Source organism: Microbacterium sp. LRZ72 (assembly GCF_033792225.1).
Classification (GTDB): domain Bacteria; phylum Actinomycetota; class Actinomycetes; order Actinomycetales; family Microbacteriaceae; genus Microbacterium.
This window is the reverse complement of the sequence record NZ_JANGEX010000002.1, coordinates 212,064-227,481: the sequence shown is the minus strand read 5'-3', so window position 1 is coordinate 227,481 and position 15,418 is coordinate 212,064. Positions and strand designations below refer to the sequence as shown.

Below are 15,418 nucleotides of genomic sequence, written 5' to 3'. Positions count from 1 at the left end.
TCTAGGCTGGGCGGATGACGACACCGGGCTGGCAGCGCGTGCGGTTCATCGGCTACGCGATCCCCACGGCCCCGGCTCAGATGGTGCCGCTCGGCTCCCCCGGCGGCGGCGGGTCGCTCGGCGGCACGTACCTGGGGCTGCCGGATGCCGAGTCCGACATCGCCGGGCGCCTCGGCATCCTGCGCGCCGCCGTGCACGCCGCACGGGAGGCGCTGCCGGACGACGACGAGGGCGTGCTGAACGTCTTCGCGGTGCCCGAGTTCTTCTGGCACGGACCCCAGGGGCCGTATCTGTTCGGGACCGGCGAGACCGACCCGGTCGACCACCTGCAGACGCTGCTCGAGCGGGAATTCCCCGCCGACGAGTACGCCGACTGGCTGTTCCTGTTCGGCACCGCCATCACCGCCCAGGCCGACGACCCGCGGGAGGTGTTCTCGCGCGCCACGACGCTCGTGCGCAACGGCGTCGTCGCCGACCTTGCGGCCCGCTACCGGCGGGCATCCGGCGAAGACCAGGTCAAGGTCTTCGACATGGTCGAGGACTACCTCGAGTGGGGGCACGCGCATCCCGTGCTGCAGGTGCGAAACCGGGCGCTGCTGATGGGCGGGGCGCCGCTCGGAACCCCACGCGGAGCGTTCGGCGGGCGCGTCGCGACGACCGAGAAGTACGTCGACTCGGGGGAGGACTTCGTGCTGTGGGACACCACAGGGCGGGCCGACGTCGTGACCGAGCAGATGATCGCGCACGCGTTCATCGACCTGTCGGCGGGCGATCTCAAGCGCCGCGCCGACGACGCCCACGCGATCGCTCGATTGGCGCCGGATGCCGCGGCGCCGGTCGACGTCGGCGTTGAGATCTGCCTCGATCACACCGACGCCCGCCTGCGGCAGGGTCTGCCGCGCAATCGCTGGCCGCGCGATGCGGGGGACGGCATCGAGCTGCAGCTAGTGCCTTCGTGCGGGGCGGCGCTGCGCGCGGCATCGGTGGCCGTCGCCGCCGGCGGATACGCGTTCAACGTCGACGGGCAGTTCGTCGTGGGCGACGGATTCTCGCCGACGGGAGCGGGCCCCGTCTTCGGCGTCGCCTCCGCGTGGGGCAACCACGTCGCGCCCGCGAACCCGCGCTACCAGGCGCACACCCAGCTGGCGCGGGTCGACCGGCCGGCGAGCGGCGGCGACGCGAAGTCGCCCAGTTCGACGACCGCGACCTTCGAACGGCTCACGGCGGATGACGTGGCGGTGGTCGGCGTGCCGCTGCGGGCGATGACCGACACCTTCTTCGCCGGCGGTGGCGGAGCGGTGCACATCTACGGGTTGCGCGAGGCGCTGCCACTGTCGTCTTCGTAGGCTGGGGACATGACGATTCCCGCTCTGCGACTGAATTCCGGTCACGACATCCCCCAGCTCGGCTACGGCGTGTTCAAGGTGCCCGCCGACGACACCGCCCGCGCTGTGGGTGAGGCGCTCGCGCTCGGCTACCGGCACATCGATACCGCCGCCGTCTACGGCAACGAGGAGGGCGTCGGCGCCGCCATCGCCGCCTCCGGCATCCCCCGCGACGAGCTCTTCGTCACGACCAAGCTCTGGAACGACCGGCACGAGGGCGACGAGCCGCAGAAGGCCATCAGAGAGAGCCTGGCCAAGCTCGGGCTCGAGTACGTCGACCTGTACCTCGTGCACTGGCCGACGCCCGCCAACGACAACTACGTCGAGGCGTGGCAGGCGCTGATCGCCATGCGCGACGCCGGCCTGGCGCGCAGCATCGGGGTCTCGAACTTTCTGGTGCGGCACCTCGAGCGCATCGTCGCCGAGACGGGCGTGACGCCGGCTGTGGACCAGATCGAGCTGCACCCGGCGCATCAGCAGCGCGACGTCGTCGCCTGGGCACGTGAGAACGGCGTGCTGATCGAGGCATGGGGCCCACTGGGCCAGGGCAAGTACGACCTGTTCTCCGAGCCCGCGGTCGCGGGCGCGGCCGCGGCGCACGGCAAGTCGGTAGCCCAGGTCGTGCTGCGCTGGCATATCCAGAAGGGCAACGTCGTCTTTCCGAAGTCGGTGCGGGCGGAGCGGCTGCGAGAGAACATGGACGTGTTCGACCTGCAGCTCACCGACGCCGAGATGGCCGCGATCGACGCGCTCGACCCCGGCGACGGCTCGGGCCGCGTGGGCGCGCACCCCGACGACGTGAACTGAGCGGCCGCGCCCTCTCGCTCTCGACCGGGTGCCGCGTTCCAGGATCCGTATGCCACTTCGGGGTGGTGGTGTCGTTCGTGTGGCGGGTTCGGGGCGGGCGGTCCCGGAATCCGTATGCCACTTCGGGGTGGCGGTGTGGTGCACGTGGCCGGTTTGGGATGGGTGACCCGGAATCCGTATGCCACTTCGGGGTGACGGTGTGGCGCGGCGAACTCGGGGCGGGCGGTCCCAGAATCCGTATGCCACTTCGGGGTGGCGGTGTGATTCGCGTGGCGAACCCGAGGCGGGTGAGGCGGCGTCATCGGTCCGTGAGCCTCGAGTGGCATTCGAATAATCGGAGTTCACTTTCGGCAGCACTCTTCCTCCACAGCGCGCGATCCCGCCCCGGCGACCTCTCCCACGAGCGAGAGGCCGGTGACGTGACGGCGGCGGGTCTAGGGTCGGGCCGTGCACCCGTTCGAAGCGATGGCAGAGCCCATCCGGCGCCGCATCGTCGAGGTGCTCGCCTCGGGTGAACACCCCGCAAGCGTGATCTCGCACGTCATCCACACCGAGTACGGGGTCGGCCGGTCGGCCGTCTCGCGGCATCTGCGGGTGCTGCTCGATTCCGGCTTCGCCGAGGTGCGACCCGAGGCGAACGTCCGGCTCTACAGACTGAGGGGCGAGGGCATCGACGAGATACTCCACGAGGCGACACGACTGCACCGCCTCTGGCAGCGGCGCGTGGAGTGGGACTCGCCGGCGGACCCCTTCGCCGTGGCCGTGGAGCAGTGGTCACGGCCGCGGCGCGCGGAGTCGCGCCGCGGGAACCGCGGACGGTCGACCTGGACGCCCCCAGACGCGCCGCCGCCGGAATTCTGACGCTGCCTCGCGCGCCGAAGACCGGGGCGCCTGACAGCACCGCGCGGGGCCTGGCAGCGGTGCGCGGGGCGGGCGTAGCGTGGGCGAATGGCATCCCGGCTCGAATCCGCGCGCAGCCCCTATCTGCGCCAGCACGCCGACAATCCCGTCGCCTGGTACCCCTGGGGCGAGGAGGCCTTCGCCGAGGCGCGCCGCCGTGACGTGCCCGTGCTGGTCTCGATCGGATACTCCACGTGCCACTGGTGCCACGTGATGGCCCGCGAGTCCTTCGCCGATCCCGACATCGCCGCGCTGCTGAACGCCGGGTTCGTCACCATCAAGGTCGATCGCGAGGAGCATCCCGAGATCGATGCGGCCTATATGGCTGCGGCCGGGGCGTTCACCCGGCACCTGGGTTGGCCCCTGACCGTCTTCACGACGCCCGAGGGCGTGCCCTTCTACGCGGGCACCTACTATCCGCCGGTGCCGCATCCGCCGGTGCCCGCGTTCCGCGACGTGCTGCGGGCGGTGCAGGATGCCTGGACCGCTCGCCGCGGCGAGGTCGACGCCACCGCGCGCGCGCTCGCCGAGGCGCTTGAGCGCGCCGCCGCGCCGGCAACGGGCGGCGGCGATGAGGCGGCGCCGCCCTCGGCCGGCGCGCTGATCGCCGCCGCCCGCACGCTCGCCGCTCAGGAGGATCCGGAGCACGGCGGGTTCGTGAGCACGCCGGGGCCCACGCCCGACACCCCCAAGTTCCCGATCGCCTCGGCCCTCGGGTTCCTGCTGGCGCCCCTCGTGCGCGGTGGCGACCCGCACGCCTCCGCCGTCGCCGATCGCGCCCTGTCGTCGATGGCCTCGTCCGAGCTGCGCGACCCGGTCGAGGGAGGGTTCTTCCGGTACACGACGCGGCGGGACTGGACCGTGCCGCACTATGAGCGCATGCTCACCGACAACGCCCTGCTGCTGGATGCCGCGACGGCGCTCGGCGCCCACGAGGTCGCCGCGGGCATCGCCGCGTTCCTGATCGACGTGCTGCAGCAGCCCTCGGACGGGTTCGGGGCCGCCCAGGATTCCGAATCAGTCATCGACGGCGTTCGCAACGAGGGCGGCTACTACTCCCGGGATGCCGCGGGCCGGTCCGATCTGGCCCCGCCCGCCGTCGACGGCAAGATCGTGTCGGGGTGGAACGGACTCGCGATCGGCGCCCTCTCTCGCGCCGCCGTGCGCTGGGGCAAGCCGGAGTGGACCGACGCCGCAGAGCGCGCGGCGCTCGACGTGCTCCAGAACAACGTCGATGCGGACGGGATGCTGGTGCGCGCCTCGTTCGAGCAGCGGCCCTCGCCCGCGGCGGCGACCCTCGCCGACCACGGTCAGCTGGCGCGGGGGCTCGCCGCGCTCGGCGTCGCGACGGGTCAGGCGCGCTACGTGCGGCGGGCGCGAGAGCTCGTCGACGCCTGCTTCGCGGCCGACGGCCCGCCGCGCACCCCGGGCGGTGGCGATCCCGTCCTCGCGGCGCAGGGGCTGTCCGCGCCGCTGGATGCCGCCGACATGGACCAGCCGTCGGGCCCGTCCGCGGTCGCCGCGGCGGCCCTGGACCTCTGGCTGCTCGGGGCGCCCGAGCGGTACCGGGAACATGCCGCGCGCACGGTGGCGGCCCACGCTGCCGACGCCCTCGCCCGTCCGCTGGCGCACGGAGAGCTGCTGCGCGTCGCCGCCGTGCTGGCCGAGCCGCCGCGGCAGCTCGTCGTCGTGACGGAGGATGCCGCGGACCCGCTCGCCGCCGCTGCCCGCGCGGCCGACGCCGATGTGCTCGCGATCGTCACCCCGGCGGCGGCGGCAGCCCTCGCGGACGCGGGTCTCGATCTGTTCGCCGGCAAGGCCGAGGCGGGCGCGGCGCGCGCCTACGACTGTCGCGCGTTCGTCTGCCGCCTGCCGGTCGCCGAGCCCGGCGGCATCCCCGCGATCAGATCCAGCTGACCAGCCAGTTGTGCAGGCGCCAGAACTCGTAGGGCACCTCCATCGCCGTCCAGACCGGATACCAGAAGGCCGACAGCAGCACCGCGACGGCGAGCAGCACGACGACCACGCCCTGCCGGCTCGTGCGCCGCACCGCATCCGCGTCCCGATCGGCGGCGAACCGCCGCAGCGCCAGCACGAGCGCCAGGATCGTGAACGGCACGATCACCACCGTGTAGAACTGGAACACCGTGCGCTCGGGGAACAGCAGCCAGGGTACGTAGGTCGCGGCGATCCCGGTGAGCACGAACGCCGCGCCCGCGTCACGGACCCGCCCCGAACCCGGCCAGGCGAAGCGCACCGCCAGGTAGACGACGGCGGCGACGCCCGCGTACCAGATCAGCGGATTCGGGATGCTCGAGATCGCCTGCACGCAGCCGCCGGCCATGTCGCACCCGTCGACGCCCTGATCGGTCTTGTTCCAGAACATCGAGGTCGGGCGCAGCAGCAAGGGCCACTGCCACGCGGGCGACGCGTAGGAGTGCTCGGTCGTCAGCCCGACGTGGAACCGGTACATCGCCTGGTGATAGGTCCACAGCGCGACCAGCGGGTTGGCGTCGGAACCGCGGTCGTACCCGCCCGAGGTGGCCAGCCAGCCCGTCCACGACGCCACGTAGGTCACCACGGCGATCGGCACCAGCGACAGGAACGTCACGGGCCCCTGGCGGAGCGCGGCATCCTGCGCCCAGAACCGCACGCCGGCGCGCCGTCTGGCGAGCGCGTCGGTGACGACCAGGTAGATGCCGAGCGCCGCGAGCGCGTACAGCCCCGACCACTTGATCGCCGTCGCCGCGCCGAGCGCCACGCCCGCCGCGAGCAGCCACGGCCGCCACGGCCAGACCGGGCCCCACCGTGAGCCGTCGGCGATCGCGGCGCCGACGCGGTCATCGAGACCCTGGCGGTCGATCAGCACGAACAGCGCACCCAGCAGCACGAACAGCGCCAGCAGACCGTCGAGCAGCGCCACGCGTGACAGCACGATGCCGAGGCCGTCGATCGCGAGCAGGCCGCCGGCGACGCACGCCCACACCGTGGAGCCGGTGAGGCGACGCGTGATCAGCATCAGCACCACGACGCTGGCCGTGCCCGCGAGGGCCACCGCGATGCGCCATCCCCACCCGCTGTCGGGGCCGATGCCGCCCAGCCCGAGCGCGATCAGCCACTTGCCGAGCGGCGGATGCACCACGAACCCGGCGTCGGGCAGAAAGCCCGAGACGTCGCCGGCGACGAACGCCGCGTCGGCGTCGTCCGGCCACGACCCCTCGTACCCCAGCTGCAGCAGCGTCCAGGCGTCTTTGACGTAGTAGGTCTCGTCGAAGACCAGGGTGCGCGGGGTGCCCAGATTGAACAGGCGCAGGATGCCGGCGAGCAGGGCGACGAGCGTCGGCGCGACCCACCGCCACGCACGCTCGGCGGCCGGCGTGGGCGCCAGGCGGTGTCGCGCGCGCTCGAAGGGCGTGAGAGCGGGGTACGCCGCGGGCGACGCGTTCGCGCCGGTCGCCGTGTCGTCCGCCTGCTGCACACCGGACAGCCTACGGGCGGGCAGGTGCGAGACTGGCGGGGTGCTGATCCTCGCCGCGACCCCGATCGGCAACCTCGGGGATGCCTCGCGTCGCCTCGTCGACGCCCTCGGCGCGGCCGAGGTGATCGCCGCCGAGGACACGCGCACGACGCAGCGGCTGCTGGCGGCCCTCGGGATCGAGAACCGGCCGCGCCTGATCGCCCTGCACGATCACAACGAGAAGCAGAAGGCGGCCGAGATCGTCGCGCTCGCGGCGGAGCGCGACGTGCTGCTGCTCAGCGACGCCGGCATGCCCGCTGTCAGCGACCCCGGCTATGGGGTGGTCACCGAAGCGGCTGCCCGCGGCGTGCTGGTCACCGTCATCCCCGGCCCGAGCGCCGTGCTCACCGCGCTCGCCGTCTCGGGCCTGCCCACCGACCGCTTCACGTTCGAGGGGTTCGCGCCGCGCAAACCCGGGGAGCGCCGGTCGCTGTTCTCGTCGCTGCGCGACGAGTCCCGCACGATGGTGTTCTTCGAGGCCCCCGCGCGCGTGGCCGCGACCCTCTCGGCCATGGCCGAGGCGTTCGGGGTGGATCGCCGCGCGGCCGTCTGCCGCGAGCTGACCAAACTGCACGAAGAGGTCGCCCGCGGTTCGCTCGCCGAACTCGGAGAGTGGGCCGCCCCCGGCGTGCGGGGGGAGTGCGTCATCGTGGTCGCCGGCGCCGAGGCGCGCCGTGTGCCGCTCGAGGTCGCCGTCGCGCAGGTGCTCGAGCGCACCGCCGCGGGAGAGCGGATGAAGGATGCCTGCGGGCAGGTCGCCCTCGTCACCGGTCACTCCTCCCGCGAGCTCTACCAGGCCGCGCTCGCCGCTCGCTGAACCCCCGGTCGTTGAGCGAGCGGAGCGAGCCGAAACGCCCGCCCCCGGGTCAGAGGTACACGCCGCCCCGCAGGTTCTCGCCGCCGATGATGCGGTGGCGCACCGCGGCCGAGATCTGGTCGACGACGATCGTGATGATCACCGTCACGACGAGCGCGATGCCCAGGCGCGCCCACTCCCGGCCGTTGAAGAGCTGATCGAGCAGGAATCCGATGCCGCCGAGGCCGAGGGCGCCGAGGATCGCTCCGGCGCGGATGTTGATCTCGAACCGGTACAGCCAGAAGGCGATCACCTCGGGCAGCACCTGAGGCAGCATCCCCCACCTGAGCACGGAGAGGTGCGTCGCGCCGGTCGCGCGCAGCGCCTCGACGGGACCGGCGCGCAGCCCCTCGATCGCCTCGCTGGTGAGCTTGCCGAGGGTGCCGACGGATCCGATGCCGAGGGCGATCGCGCCCGCGGTGGGCTCGAAGCCGTACAGCGGCAGCAGGAACACGATCGCGATGATGAACTCGGGGATCGCGCGGATCACATTGAGCACGGTGCGGGTGATGCCGACGATCCAGGCGGGGGCGACGTTGCGCGCCGCGAGAAAGCCGAGCGGCAGCGACAGCGCGGCGCCGATGAGCGTGCCCATCCACGCGATGTACACCGAGTCGAGCATGAACTCGATCGAGATCTGCCACCATTCCCGCTGCGGCAGCTCGAGTGGCGGCAGGAACAGGCCCTGCGAGAGCAGCCCGGCGTAGGTGATGAGTGCTTCGGGCAGCCCGAGCAGGCGGGCCCATTCGGCGTCGAGCAGCCACACGCAGACGACGATGACGAGGGCGCCGATGACGAAGCCGAGCGTCTTGGGCCACTTCGGGGGCGGGGTCGGACGCGCGGTGCGCTGTGGATCGGGCGCGAGGGCGGTCATCAGAGCACCCGCTTTCGTACGATGCGCGAGACGATGTCGAGCGCGATGACGATGACGATGAGTCCCACGATCAGCGCCGACACGTTGTCGTAGTTGAATCGGGCCCGCTCGACGGCGATGACCGCGCCGATGCCGCCCGCGCCGACGAGGCCCATGATGGCCGAGGCGCGCAGGTTGAGCTCGAACACGTAGAGCACGTACGAGAAGTAGCCGGGCCAGATCTGCGGGAGCACCGCGCTGATCGAGCGCTGCACGCTGGTCGCGCCGGCGGCATCCGCTGCTTCGAGGGGACCCCGGTCGACGGCGTCGATGGTCTCGCTGGTGAGCTTGGCGATGATGCCCACGTTGAAGATCGCCAGGGCGAGGAACCCGGCCAGGGTGCCCGTGCTCACGAGCGCCACCATCAGGTAGGCATACCCGATCTCGGGGAGCGAGCGCAGCACCGAGAGGAACCATCTCACGAGGCGCACGAACCAGGGCGAGCGGTTCGTGGCGCGCGAGGCGAGCAGCGCGAAGACCAGCCCGACCGCCGAGCCCGCGAGCGTCGCGAGGATCGCCATCACGATCGTCTCGACCCACGCGTCCCAGACCCGGAAGAGGAAGGACCAGTTCGGCGAGAGGTAGGCCGCGATGATGTCCCACGCCCGCGGGTTGCCCACGAAGAGCGGTTCAAGGGTGAAGTCGATCTGCGCCGCCGACCAGATCGTCATGAACACGGCGACGATGCCGGTGACGATGAAGAACGGTCTCGGCCGCGGCTTGGTGGGCCGGGCCGTCGTCGACGCAGCGGGGGTCGTCGAGCCGCTCATGAGGCGTCCGTCGGGCGCCGGCCGGTCTCCGCCTCTCCGCCGGCCGGTGTGCCGGGGAGCACGTCGTCGGATTTGAGTGCGCGCCCGTAGATCTCGGCGAAGACCGCCTCATTGGTCTCGGCGGGGGTGCCGTCGAAGACCACCTGCCCCTCCCGCATCCCGATGATCCGCTCGGCGTAGGACGTCGCCAGGTCGAGGAAGTGCAGGTTGACGACGGTGGTGATCCCCAGATCCCGGTTGATGCGCTGCAGGTCGCGCATGACGAGGTTGGCGGTCGGCGGGTCGAGCGAGGCGACCGGCTCGTCCGCGAGGATCACGGCGGGCTCCTGGGCGAGCGCGCGCGCGATCGCGACGCGCTGCTGCTGTCCACCCGACAGGGAGGAGGCCCGGGTGTACGCCTTCTCGACGATGTTCACGCGCTCGAGGGCCTGGAACGCCAGCTCGATGTCGGGCTTGCGCCACGCTCCGAACAGCGCGCGCCATGCCGGCGTCGCGTGCAGCCGGCCGGTGAGCACGTTGGTGAGCACCGAGGCGCGCTCGACCAGGTTGAAGGCCTGGAAGATCATCCCGACGCGCGTGCGCAGCGCCCTCAGCTTTCGCCGCGACGCGCCGTCGACGCGCTGGCCCTCGACCTCGAGGGTGCCGCTCGAGACGGGGACGAGGCCGTTGATCGTGCGCACCAGCGTGGACTTGCCGGCGCCCGAAAGGCCGACCACGACCACGAACTGTCCGCGGGGGATCTCGAGGGTCACGCCGTCGAGGCCTTTCGTGCCGCCGGGGTAGGTGACGCTGACGTCGTCGAATCTGATCACGCGGTGCGGTGCTTTCTCATGAAGGAAGGGGTCCGGCCCGCGGCGCGGACCGGACCCCCGACGGTCACTCTTCGCCGAAGTTCTGCTCGACCTGTCGTGCCGCGTCCAGCGCGTCGAGGTCGGCGGGGGCGAACCCGTCGATGTTGTACACGGCGTCGAGGATGGCCAGGCCGTCCTCCGTCTCGGCGATGGCCATGAACGCCTCGGTGATGCTCTCCTGCATCTCCTCCGACAGGTCGGCCGAGACCGCGATGCCGTCGTTGGGGATCTCGGTCGACCAGGCGAAGACGGTCACGTCCTCGCCGATGGTGGGCTGCTCCTCGACGACCTCGGTGCGGGCGTCGTTGAAGCTCACGCCGACGCTCGCGCTGCCGTCGGCGACGGCGAGCACGGCGTTGGGGTGGCCCCCGGCGAAGAAGGCGCCGTTCAGGGCGAACGGGTCGAGGCCGGCCTCCTGCAGCTGCGTCGCCGGGTAGTAGTAGCCCGACGCCGAGCCCTCGTCGACGAACGCGATCGTCTCGTCCTGGGTGATCTCCGACAGTGCATCCTCGCCCACGGGGCCGCTCTCGGCATCCAGCACGCCGTTGCAGAAGGTGAAGCCCTCATCGTCGGTGACGACCTCGTCCGTGCAGAACCGGTCGGGGTCGTTGGTGTACCACTGGGTGACGTAGGTGCTCGAACCGTAGCGCACGGACTGCAGGACCGGCACGGCGCCGGCCTCGTCGGCCGCCTGCACCAGGGCGATGGGACCGAACATCCCGATCTGCGCCTGACCGGCCTGCATGGCCGTCACGAGAGCGGTGTAGTCGGTCGTGACCTCGGCGGTCACGGGGATGCCGAGCTCGTCCTCGAGCAGCGTGCCGAGCTCCTCGGCATCGAGCACGAGCTGATCGACGTCCTGCGAGGGGACGAGTCCGAGCACGAGTTCGGTCGGGTCCTCTCCCGCGGGCTCGGCGTCGCCGGAATCATCGGCGCCTCCGGCGCATCCGGCGAGGACGAGGACGGTGGCGGCGGCCGCGGCGAGCGCTGCCGGCATCCTGAGCTTCATGGTTCCTCCTGGTGGGTGCCCGGGGCTGTACCGGGCGGCGTGTGGACATGTGATGCGCACGCCGGTGCGGCGGCGATTCCGACACTAACCCCGTGATCCTGCGCCGAACGGTTCGTTCACACGCTTGTAACCGACTGGACGCTTTGTCCGCGATCGCCTCTCCTCGCGGCCCGCGCGTCGACCCCGGGACGCCGGATTCGGCGGGCGGAAGGGCACCGGGACGGGACGCCTAGAATCGACGGGTGACATCCGGCCGCTCGTTCTACATCACCACGCCGATCTACTACCCCAGCGACGTGCCCCACATCGGGCACGGCTACACCACCGTGGCCGTCGATGCGCTCGCGCGCTGGCACCGTCAGGCGGGGGACGACACCTGGATGCTGACGGGCACCGACGAGCACGGGCAGAAGATGATCCGCGCGGCGACCGCCAACGGAGCGACGCCGCAGGAGTGGGTCGACAAGCTCGTCGCCGAGTCGTGGTTCCCCCTGCTCGAGACCCTCGACGTCGCCAACGACGACTTCATCCGCACGACGCAGGAGCGTCACGAGACGCGCGTGCAGACCTTTCTGCAGGCCATCTACGACCGCGGCTACATCTACGCGGGCGAGTACGAGGCCCTGTACTGCGTCGGCTGCGAGGAGTTCAAGCCCGACTCCGAGATCGTCGACGGCACGGGAGCTTTCGAGGGCCTCAAGGTCTGTGCCATCCACTCCAAGCCGCTCGAGCTGCTGCAGGAGAAGAACTACTTCTTCAAGCTCAGCGAGTTCGTCGAGCCGCTGCTGGCGCTGTACCGCTCGCAGCCCGACTTCATCCGCCCCGAGTCCGCGCGCAACGAGGTCGTCTCGTTCGTGCGCAGTGGCCTGAAGGACCTCTCGATCTCGCGCTCGACCTTCGACTGGGGCATCGAGGTGCCGTGGGACTCCTCCCACGTCATCTACGTGTGGGTCGACGCGCTGCTCAACTACGCCACCGCGGTCGGATACGGCGCCGACCCCGAGACCTTCGCCCGCCGCTGGCCCGCCTATCACGTCGTGGGCAAGGACATCCTGCGCTTCCACGCCGTCATCTGGCCGGCGATGCTGATGGCAGCCGGCGTCGAGGTGCCCCACGGCGTCTTCGCCCACGGCTGGCTGCTCGTCGGCGGCGAGAAGATGTCCAAGTCGAAGCTGACGGGCATCGCGCCCACCGAGATCACCGACGTGTTCGGATCGGACGCCTACCGGTTCTACTTCCTCTCGGCGATCGCCTTCGGGCAGGACGGCTCGTTCTCGTGGGAGGACCTCTCGGCGAGGTACCAGGCCGAGCTCGCCAACGGGTTCGGCAACCTCGCCTCGCGCACGGTCGCGATGATCGGCAAGTACTTCGACGGCACTGTGCCGCCCGCATCCGCGTACACGGACGTCGACACGGCGATCCAGAAGACGGTGTCGGATGCCGCCGAGATCGCGGATGCCGCGATGGAGCGCTTTCGCATCGACGAGGCGATCGACGCGATCTGGACGATCGTCGATGCGCTCAACGGCTACATCACCGACATGGAGCCGTGGGCGCTGGCCAAGGACGACGCGCAGCGGGACCGGCTCGGCACCGTGCTGTACACCTGCGCCGAGGGACTCCGCGCGCTCGCGGTGCTGCTCTCGCCGGTCATGCCCGAGTCGACGGCCAAGCTCTGGACGGCGCTCGGCGCCGACGAGGCGCTCGGGCCGCTGCAGGAGCAGCCGCTTCGCGAGGCCGGCACGTGGGGCATCCTGCCCGCGGGCACGCGAACCCGCGCGCTCGCGCCGTTGTTCCCGCGGGTCGAACAGTCCGAGTGACCGCTCCGGCACGGGTCCCCGGCATCCGCGTGGTGATGTCCCGATTTTTCACGCTTCCGATGCCGGGTGGGATGAAAAGGTGGGACATGTATGGCTGAGGTGACCGATCCGTCGAAGTACGTGCGTGAGCGCACCCAGGAGGGGCGCCGCGACATCCGCTACCCGGACGCCCCCGAGCCGCTGGCGGTGCCGGTGTACGACAACCATGCGCATCTCGAGATCGCCGACGGAGACGATCCGCTCACGCTCGAGCAGCAGCTCGACCGCGCGGCCGAGGCCGGCGTTGCGGGGGTCGTGCAGGCCGGCGGCGACATCGACTCCTCACGCTGGTCGGCGTGGGCCGCCGCATCGCATCCCCGTGTGCTCGCCGCGGTCGCGATCCATCCGAACGAGGCGCCCGGGTACGCCGATGCCGGTCGTCTCGACGAGGCGATCGGCGTGATCGACGAGCTCGCGGCGCAGCCGCGGGTGCGCGCGATCGGCGAGACGGGGCTGGACTTCTTCCGCACCGACGAGGCCGGGCGGCCGGCGCAGTTCGAGAGCTTCGAGGCGCACATCGCGTTGGCCAAGAAGCACGACATCGCGATGCAGATCCACGACCGCGACGCCCACGATGCGGTGCTGCAGACCCTGGAGCGGGTCGGAGCGCCCGAGCGCACCGTCTTCCACTGCTTCTCGGGCGACGCCGAGATGGCGCATCTCGCCGCCGATCGCGGGTACTGGCTGTCGTTCGCGGGCAACGTGACCTTCAAGAACGCCCAGAACCTTCGCGACGCGCTCGCGGTCACGCCGCTCGGGCGGATCCTCGTCGAGACCGACGCGCCGTTCCTCACGCCCATGCCGCACCGAGGTCGGCCGAACGCGCCGTACCTGGTGCCGGTGACGGTGTGCTTCATGGCCGCCGAACTCGGCCTCGGCGTCGATGAGCTCTGCGCGCAGCTTGCGGCCAACACCCTCGAGGTCTACGGCGCGTTCGAGGACTGACCGCCCCGCCGCGGCATCCCGTCGCACAGGGGCTCGCCTGTCGCGGATCGACGCGTCACCGCCCGCGGACGGTCGATGTGCGACAGCGGAGCACGGGTGGTTGGCGGCTGTCGTGCCGTCAGGGGGCCGTGCGCGAGAGCTTGGGCTTGCCCGTGAACAGCGTCTCGGTCTGCTCGAGCTCCATGCCCTTGGTCTCGGGGATCTTCAGCAGCACGTACACGAACGACAGTCCGGCGAACACGGCGTACATCGCGTACGTCAGCGGCAGCGACCATCCCGACATCGCCGGGAAGCTGACCGTGATCAAGAAGTTCGCGATCCACTGGGCGCCCGCGGCCACGCCGAGGGCCTTGCCCCGGATGCGGCTGGGGAAGATCTCGCCGAGCAGCACCCAGACGAGCGGGCCCCACGAGGCGCCGAACCCGATGACGAAGACGTTCGCCGCGATGAGGGCGACCGGGCCCCACGCCCCCGGAAGGCTCACGTCCTGGCCGCTGCCCGAGGCGAAGGAGAACGCCAGGGCCATCGCCCCCAGCGACACCGCCATCATCACCGACCCCGTCAGCAGGATCGGCTTGCGGCCGACGCGGTCCACCAGCACGATCGCCACGATCGTGACGAGCACGTTGGTGACCGAGGTGATCACGCTGATCAGCAGCGAGTTCTGCTCGGTGAACCCGACGGCGCGCCACAGCGTCGTCGAGTAGTAGAAGATCACGTTGATGCCGACGAACTGCTGGAACACCGACAGGATGATGCCGACCCAGACGATCGGCTGCAGCCCCAGCCGGGGGCCGCGCAGCGACACTCCCTTGGTCTCGCGGTCCTGCTTGATCATCCGCTCGAGATCGCGCATGGTCTGCTCGAGGTCGGCCTTCGGCACGAGCCGGGCGAAGATGGCGCGGGCGTCGTCGTAGCGGCCCTTCGCGATCAGGTAGCGCGGCGACTCGGGCATCGTGAACGCGAGCACGCCGTAGACGAGGGCGGGTACGGCCTCGACCAGCAGCATCCAGCGCCAGGCCTCGAGGCCCAGCCACAGGGTCTCGGACGAGCCGCCCGCGACACCGGCGAGCATGGCGTTGGAGAGCAGGGCGCCGAAGATGCCGAGGGTGATCGCCAGCTGCTGCAGCGACCCCAGCGTGCCGCGGATCTGGCGCGGCGCGACCTCGGCGATGTACGCGGGGGCGACGACCGACGCGATGCCGATGCCGAGACCGCCGATGAAGCGCCAGACGGTGAGGTCGATCGCCGAGAAGGCGAGGCCCGACCCGAACGCGCTGGCGAAGAACAGCGCGGCGCCGATCATCATGACCCGCAGGCGGCCCCACCGGTCGCTCATCACGCCGGCGAGCACGGCACCGAGGGCGCAGCCCAGCAGGGCGACGGCCACGACGAAGCCCGTGACGACGTCGTTCAGGCCGAACTGGTTCTCGATCGAGTTGACGGCGCCGTTGATGACCGACGAGTCGAAGCCGAACAGGAAGCCGCCGACGGCGGCGGCGATCGACAGCGCAACCGCCCTTCGGCCGAAGGGACTCTTCATCGAGAAGGCTGCCGTGGGAATGGTGCCGGTTGTGCTCACGAGCGACACACTATCGGCGCGGAT

The 15,418-nt window shown here is 71.1% G+C and carries 13 protein-coding genes; 7 read left to right on the top strand and 6 right to left on the bottom strand.

Annotation, left to right across the window (positions count from 1 at the left end; genetic code table 11):
* The first annotated feature begins 14 nt into the window (after positions 1-14).
* The 4 genes from M4I32_RS03550 to M4I32_RS03535 all read left to right on the top strand — a co-directional run bounded on the left by M4I32_RS03550 (position 15) and on the right by M4I32_RS03535 (position 5,009).
* A complete protein-coding gene (locus tag M4I32_RS03550) occupies positions 15-1,346 on the top strand; it encodes a hypothetical protein (RefSeq protein WP_319033109.1) in 1,332 nt (443 codons plus the stop codon).
* 9 nt (positions 1,347-1,355) lie between these two features.
* On the top strand, positions 1,356-2,192 hold the full coding sequence (locus M4I32_RS03545) for an aldo/keto reductase (protein WP_319033108.1): 837 nt from the start codon (positions 1,356-1,358) through the stop codon (positions 2,190-2,192).
* Between the two features lie 447 nt (positions 2,193-2,639).
* On the top strand, positions 2,640-3,053 hold the full coding sequence (locus M4I32_RS03540; protein WP_319033107.1) for a metalloregulator ArsR/SmtB family transcription factor: 414 nt from the start codon (positions 2,640-2,642) through the stop codon (positions 3,051-3,053).
* An 87-nt stretch (positions 3,054-3,140) separates the two neighbouring features.
* Positions 3,141-5,009 carry a thioredoxin domain-containing protein gene (locus tag M4I32_RS03535; RefSeq protein ID WP_319033106.1) on the top strand — a complete coding sequence of 623 codons (1,869 nt, stop codon included), beginning with the start codon at positions 3,141-3,143 and terminating at the stop codon, positions 5,007-5,009.
* Here the strand turns inward: M4I32_RS03535 and M4I32_RS03530 are convergent.
* Positions 4,996-6,570 carry a dolichyl-phosphate-mannose--protein mannosyltransferase gene (locus M4I32_RS03530; protein ID WP_319033105.1) on the bottom strand — a complete coding sequence of 525 codons (1,575 nt, stop codon included), beginning with the start codon at positions 6,568-6,570 and terminating at the stop codon, positions 4,996-4,998. The two genes, M4I32_RS03535 and M4I32_RS03530, sit on opposite strands and share 14 nt — an antisense overlap.
* A gap of 40 nt (positions 6,571-6,610) precedes the next feature.
* On the opposite strand from M4I32_RS03530, the gene rsmI reads away from it, so the two are divergent.
* Positions 6,611-7,426: a 16S rRNA (cytidine(1402)-2'-O)-methyltransferase gene (gene rsmI / locus M4I32_RS03525; protein ID WP_319033104.1), complete on the top strand. Its 816-nt coding sequence runs from the start codon at positions 6,611-6,613 to the stop codon at positions 7,424-7,426.
* Between the two features lie 49 nt (positions 7,427-7,475).
* On the opposite strand, the gene phnE (M4I32_RS03520) is transcribed toward rsmI, so the two are convergent.
* The 4 genes from phnE (M4I32_RS03520) to phnD form a co-directional block, all read right to left on the bottom strand.
* On the bottom strand, positions 7,476-8,339 hold the full coding sequence (gene phnE / locus M4I32_RS03520) for a phosphonate ABC transporter, permease protein PhnE (protein ID WP_319033103.1): 864 nt from the start codon (positions 8,337-8,339) through the stop codon (positions 7,476-7,478).
* Positions 8,339-9,148: a phosphonate ABC transporter, permease protein PhnE gene (gene phnE, locus M4I32_RS03515; protein WP_319033102.1), complete on the bottom strand. Its 810-nt coding sequence runs from the start codon at positions 9,146-9,148 to the stop codon at positions 8,339-8,341. The genes phnE (M4I32_RS03520) and phnE (M4I32_RS03515) overlap by 1 nt, the downstream gene beginning before the upstream one ends.
* Positions 9,145-9,960 (bottom strand): phosphonate ABC transporter ATP-binding protein, encoded by an 816-nt coding sequence (gene phnC / locus M4I32_RS03510; RefSeq protein ID WP_319033101.1) that lies wholly within the window; start codon positions 9,958-9,960, stop codon positions 9,145-9,147. Before phnC ends, phnE (M4I32_RS03515) begins: the two co-directional genes overlap by 4 nt.
* A 64-nt stretch (positions 9,961-10,024) precedes the next feature.
* Entirely contained in the window at positions 10,025-11,008 is a 984-nt protein-coding gene (gene phnD / locus M4I32_RS03505; RefSeq protein WP_319033100.1) for a phosphate/phosphite/phosphonate ABC transporter substrate-binding protein, read from the bottom strand.
* Positions 11,009-11,250: 242 nt separating this feature from the next.
* Between phnD and metG the strand changes: the two genes are divergently transcribed.
* Positions 11,251-12,828, top strand: a complete 1,578-nt coding sequence (gene metG, locus M4I32_RS03500; RefSeq protein WP_319033099.1) for a methionine--tRNA ligase — start codon at positions 11,251-11,253, stop codon at positions 12,826-12,828.
* A 90-nt stretch (positions 12,829-12,918) separates the two neighbouring features.
* Positions 12,919-13,812, top strand: a complete 894-nt coding sequence (locus M4I32_RS03495; protein ID WP_319033098.1) for a TatD family hydrolase — start codon at positions 12,919-12,921, stop codon at positions 13,810-13,812.
* A gap of 118 nt (positions 13,813-13,930) precedes the next feature.
* Here M4I32_RS03495 and M4I32_RS03490 read toward each other — a convergent pair whose 3' ends face one another.
* The gene (locus M4I32_RS03490) at positions 13,931-15,355 is read right to left on the bottom strand and encodes a sugar porter family MFS transporter (RefSeq protein WP_319033347.1); all 1,425 of its coding nucleotides are present in this window, start codon (positions 15,353-15,355) and stop codon (positions 13,931-13,933) included.
* Positions 15,356-15,418: the final 63 nt, after the last annotated feature.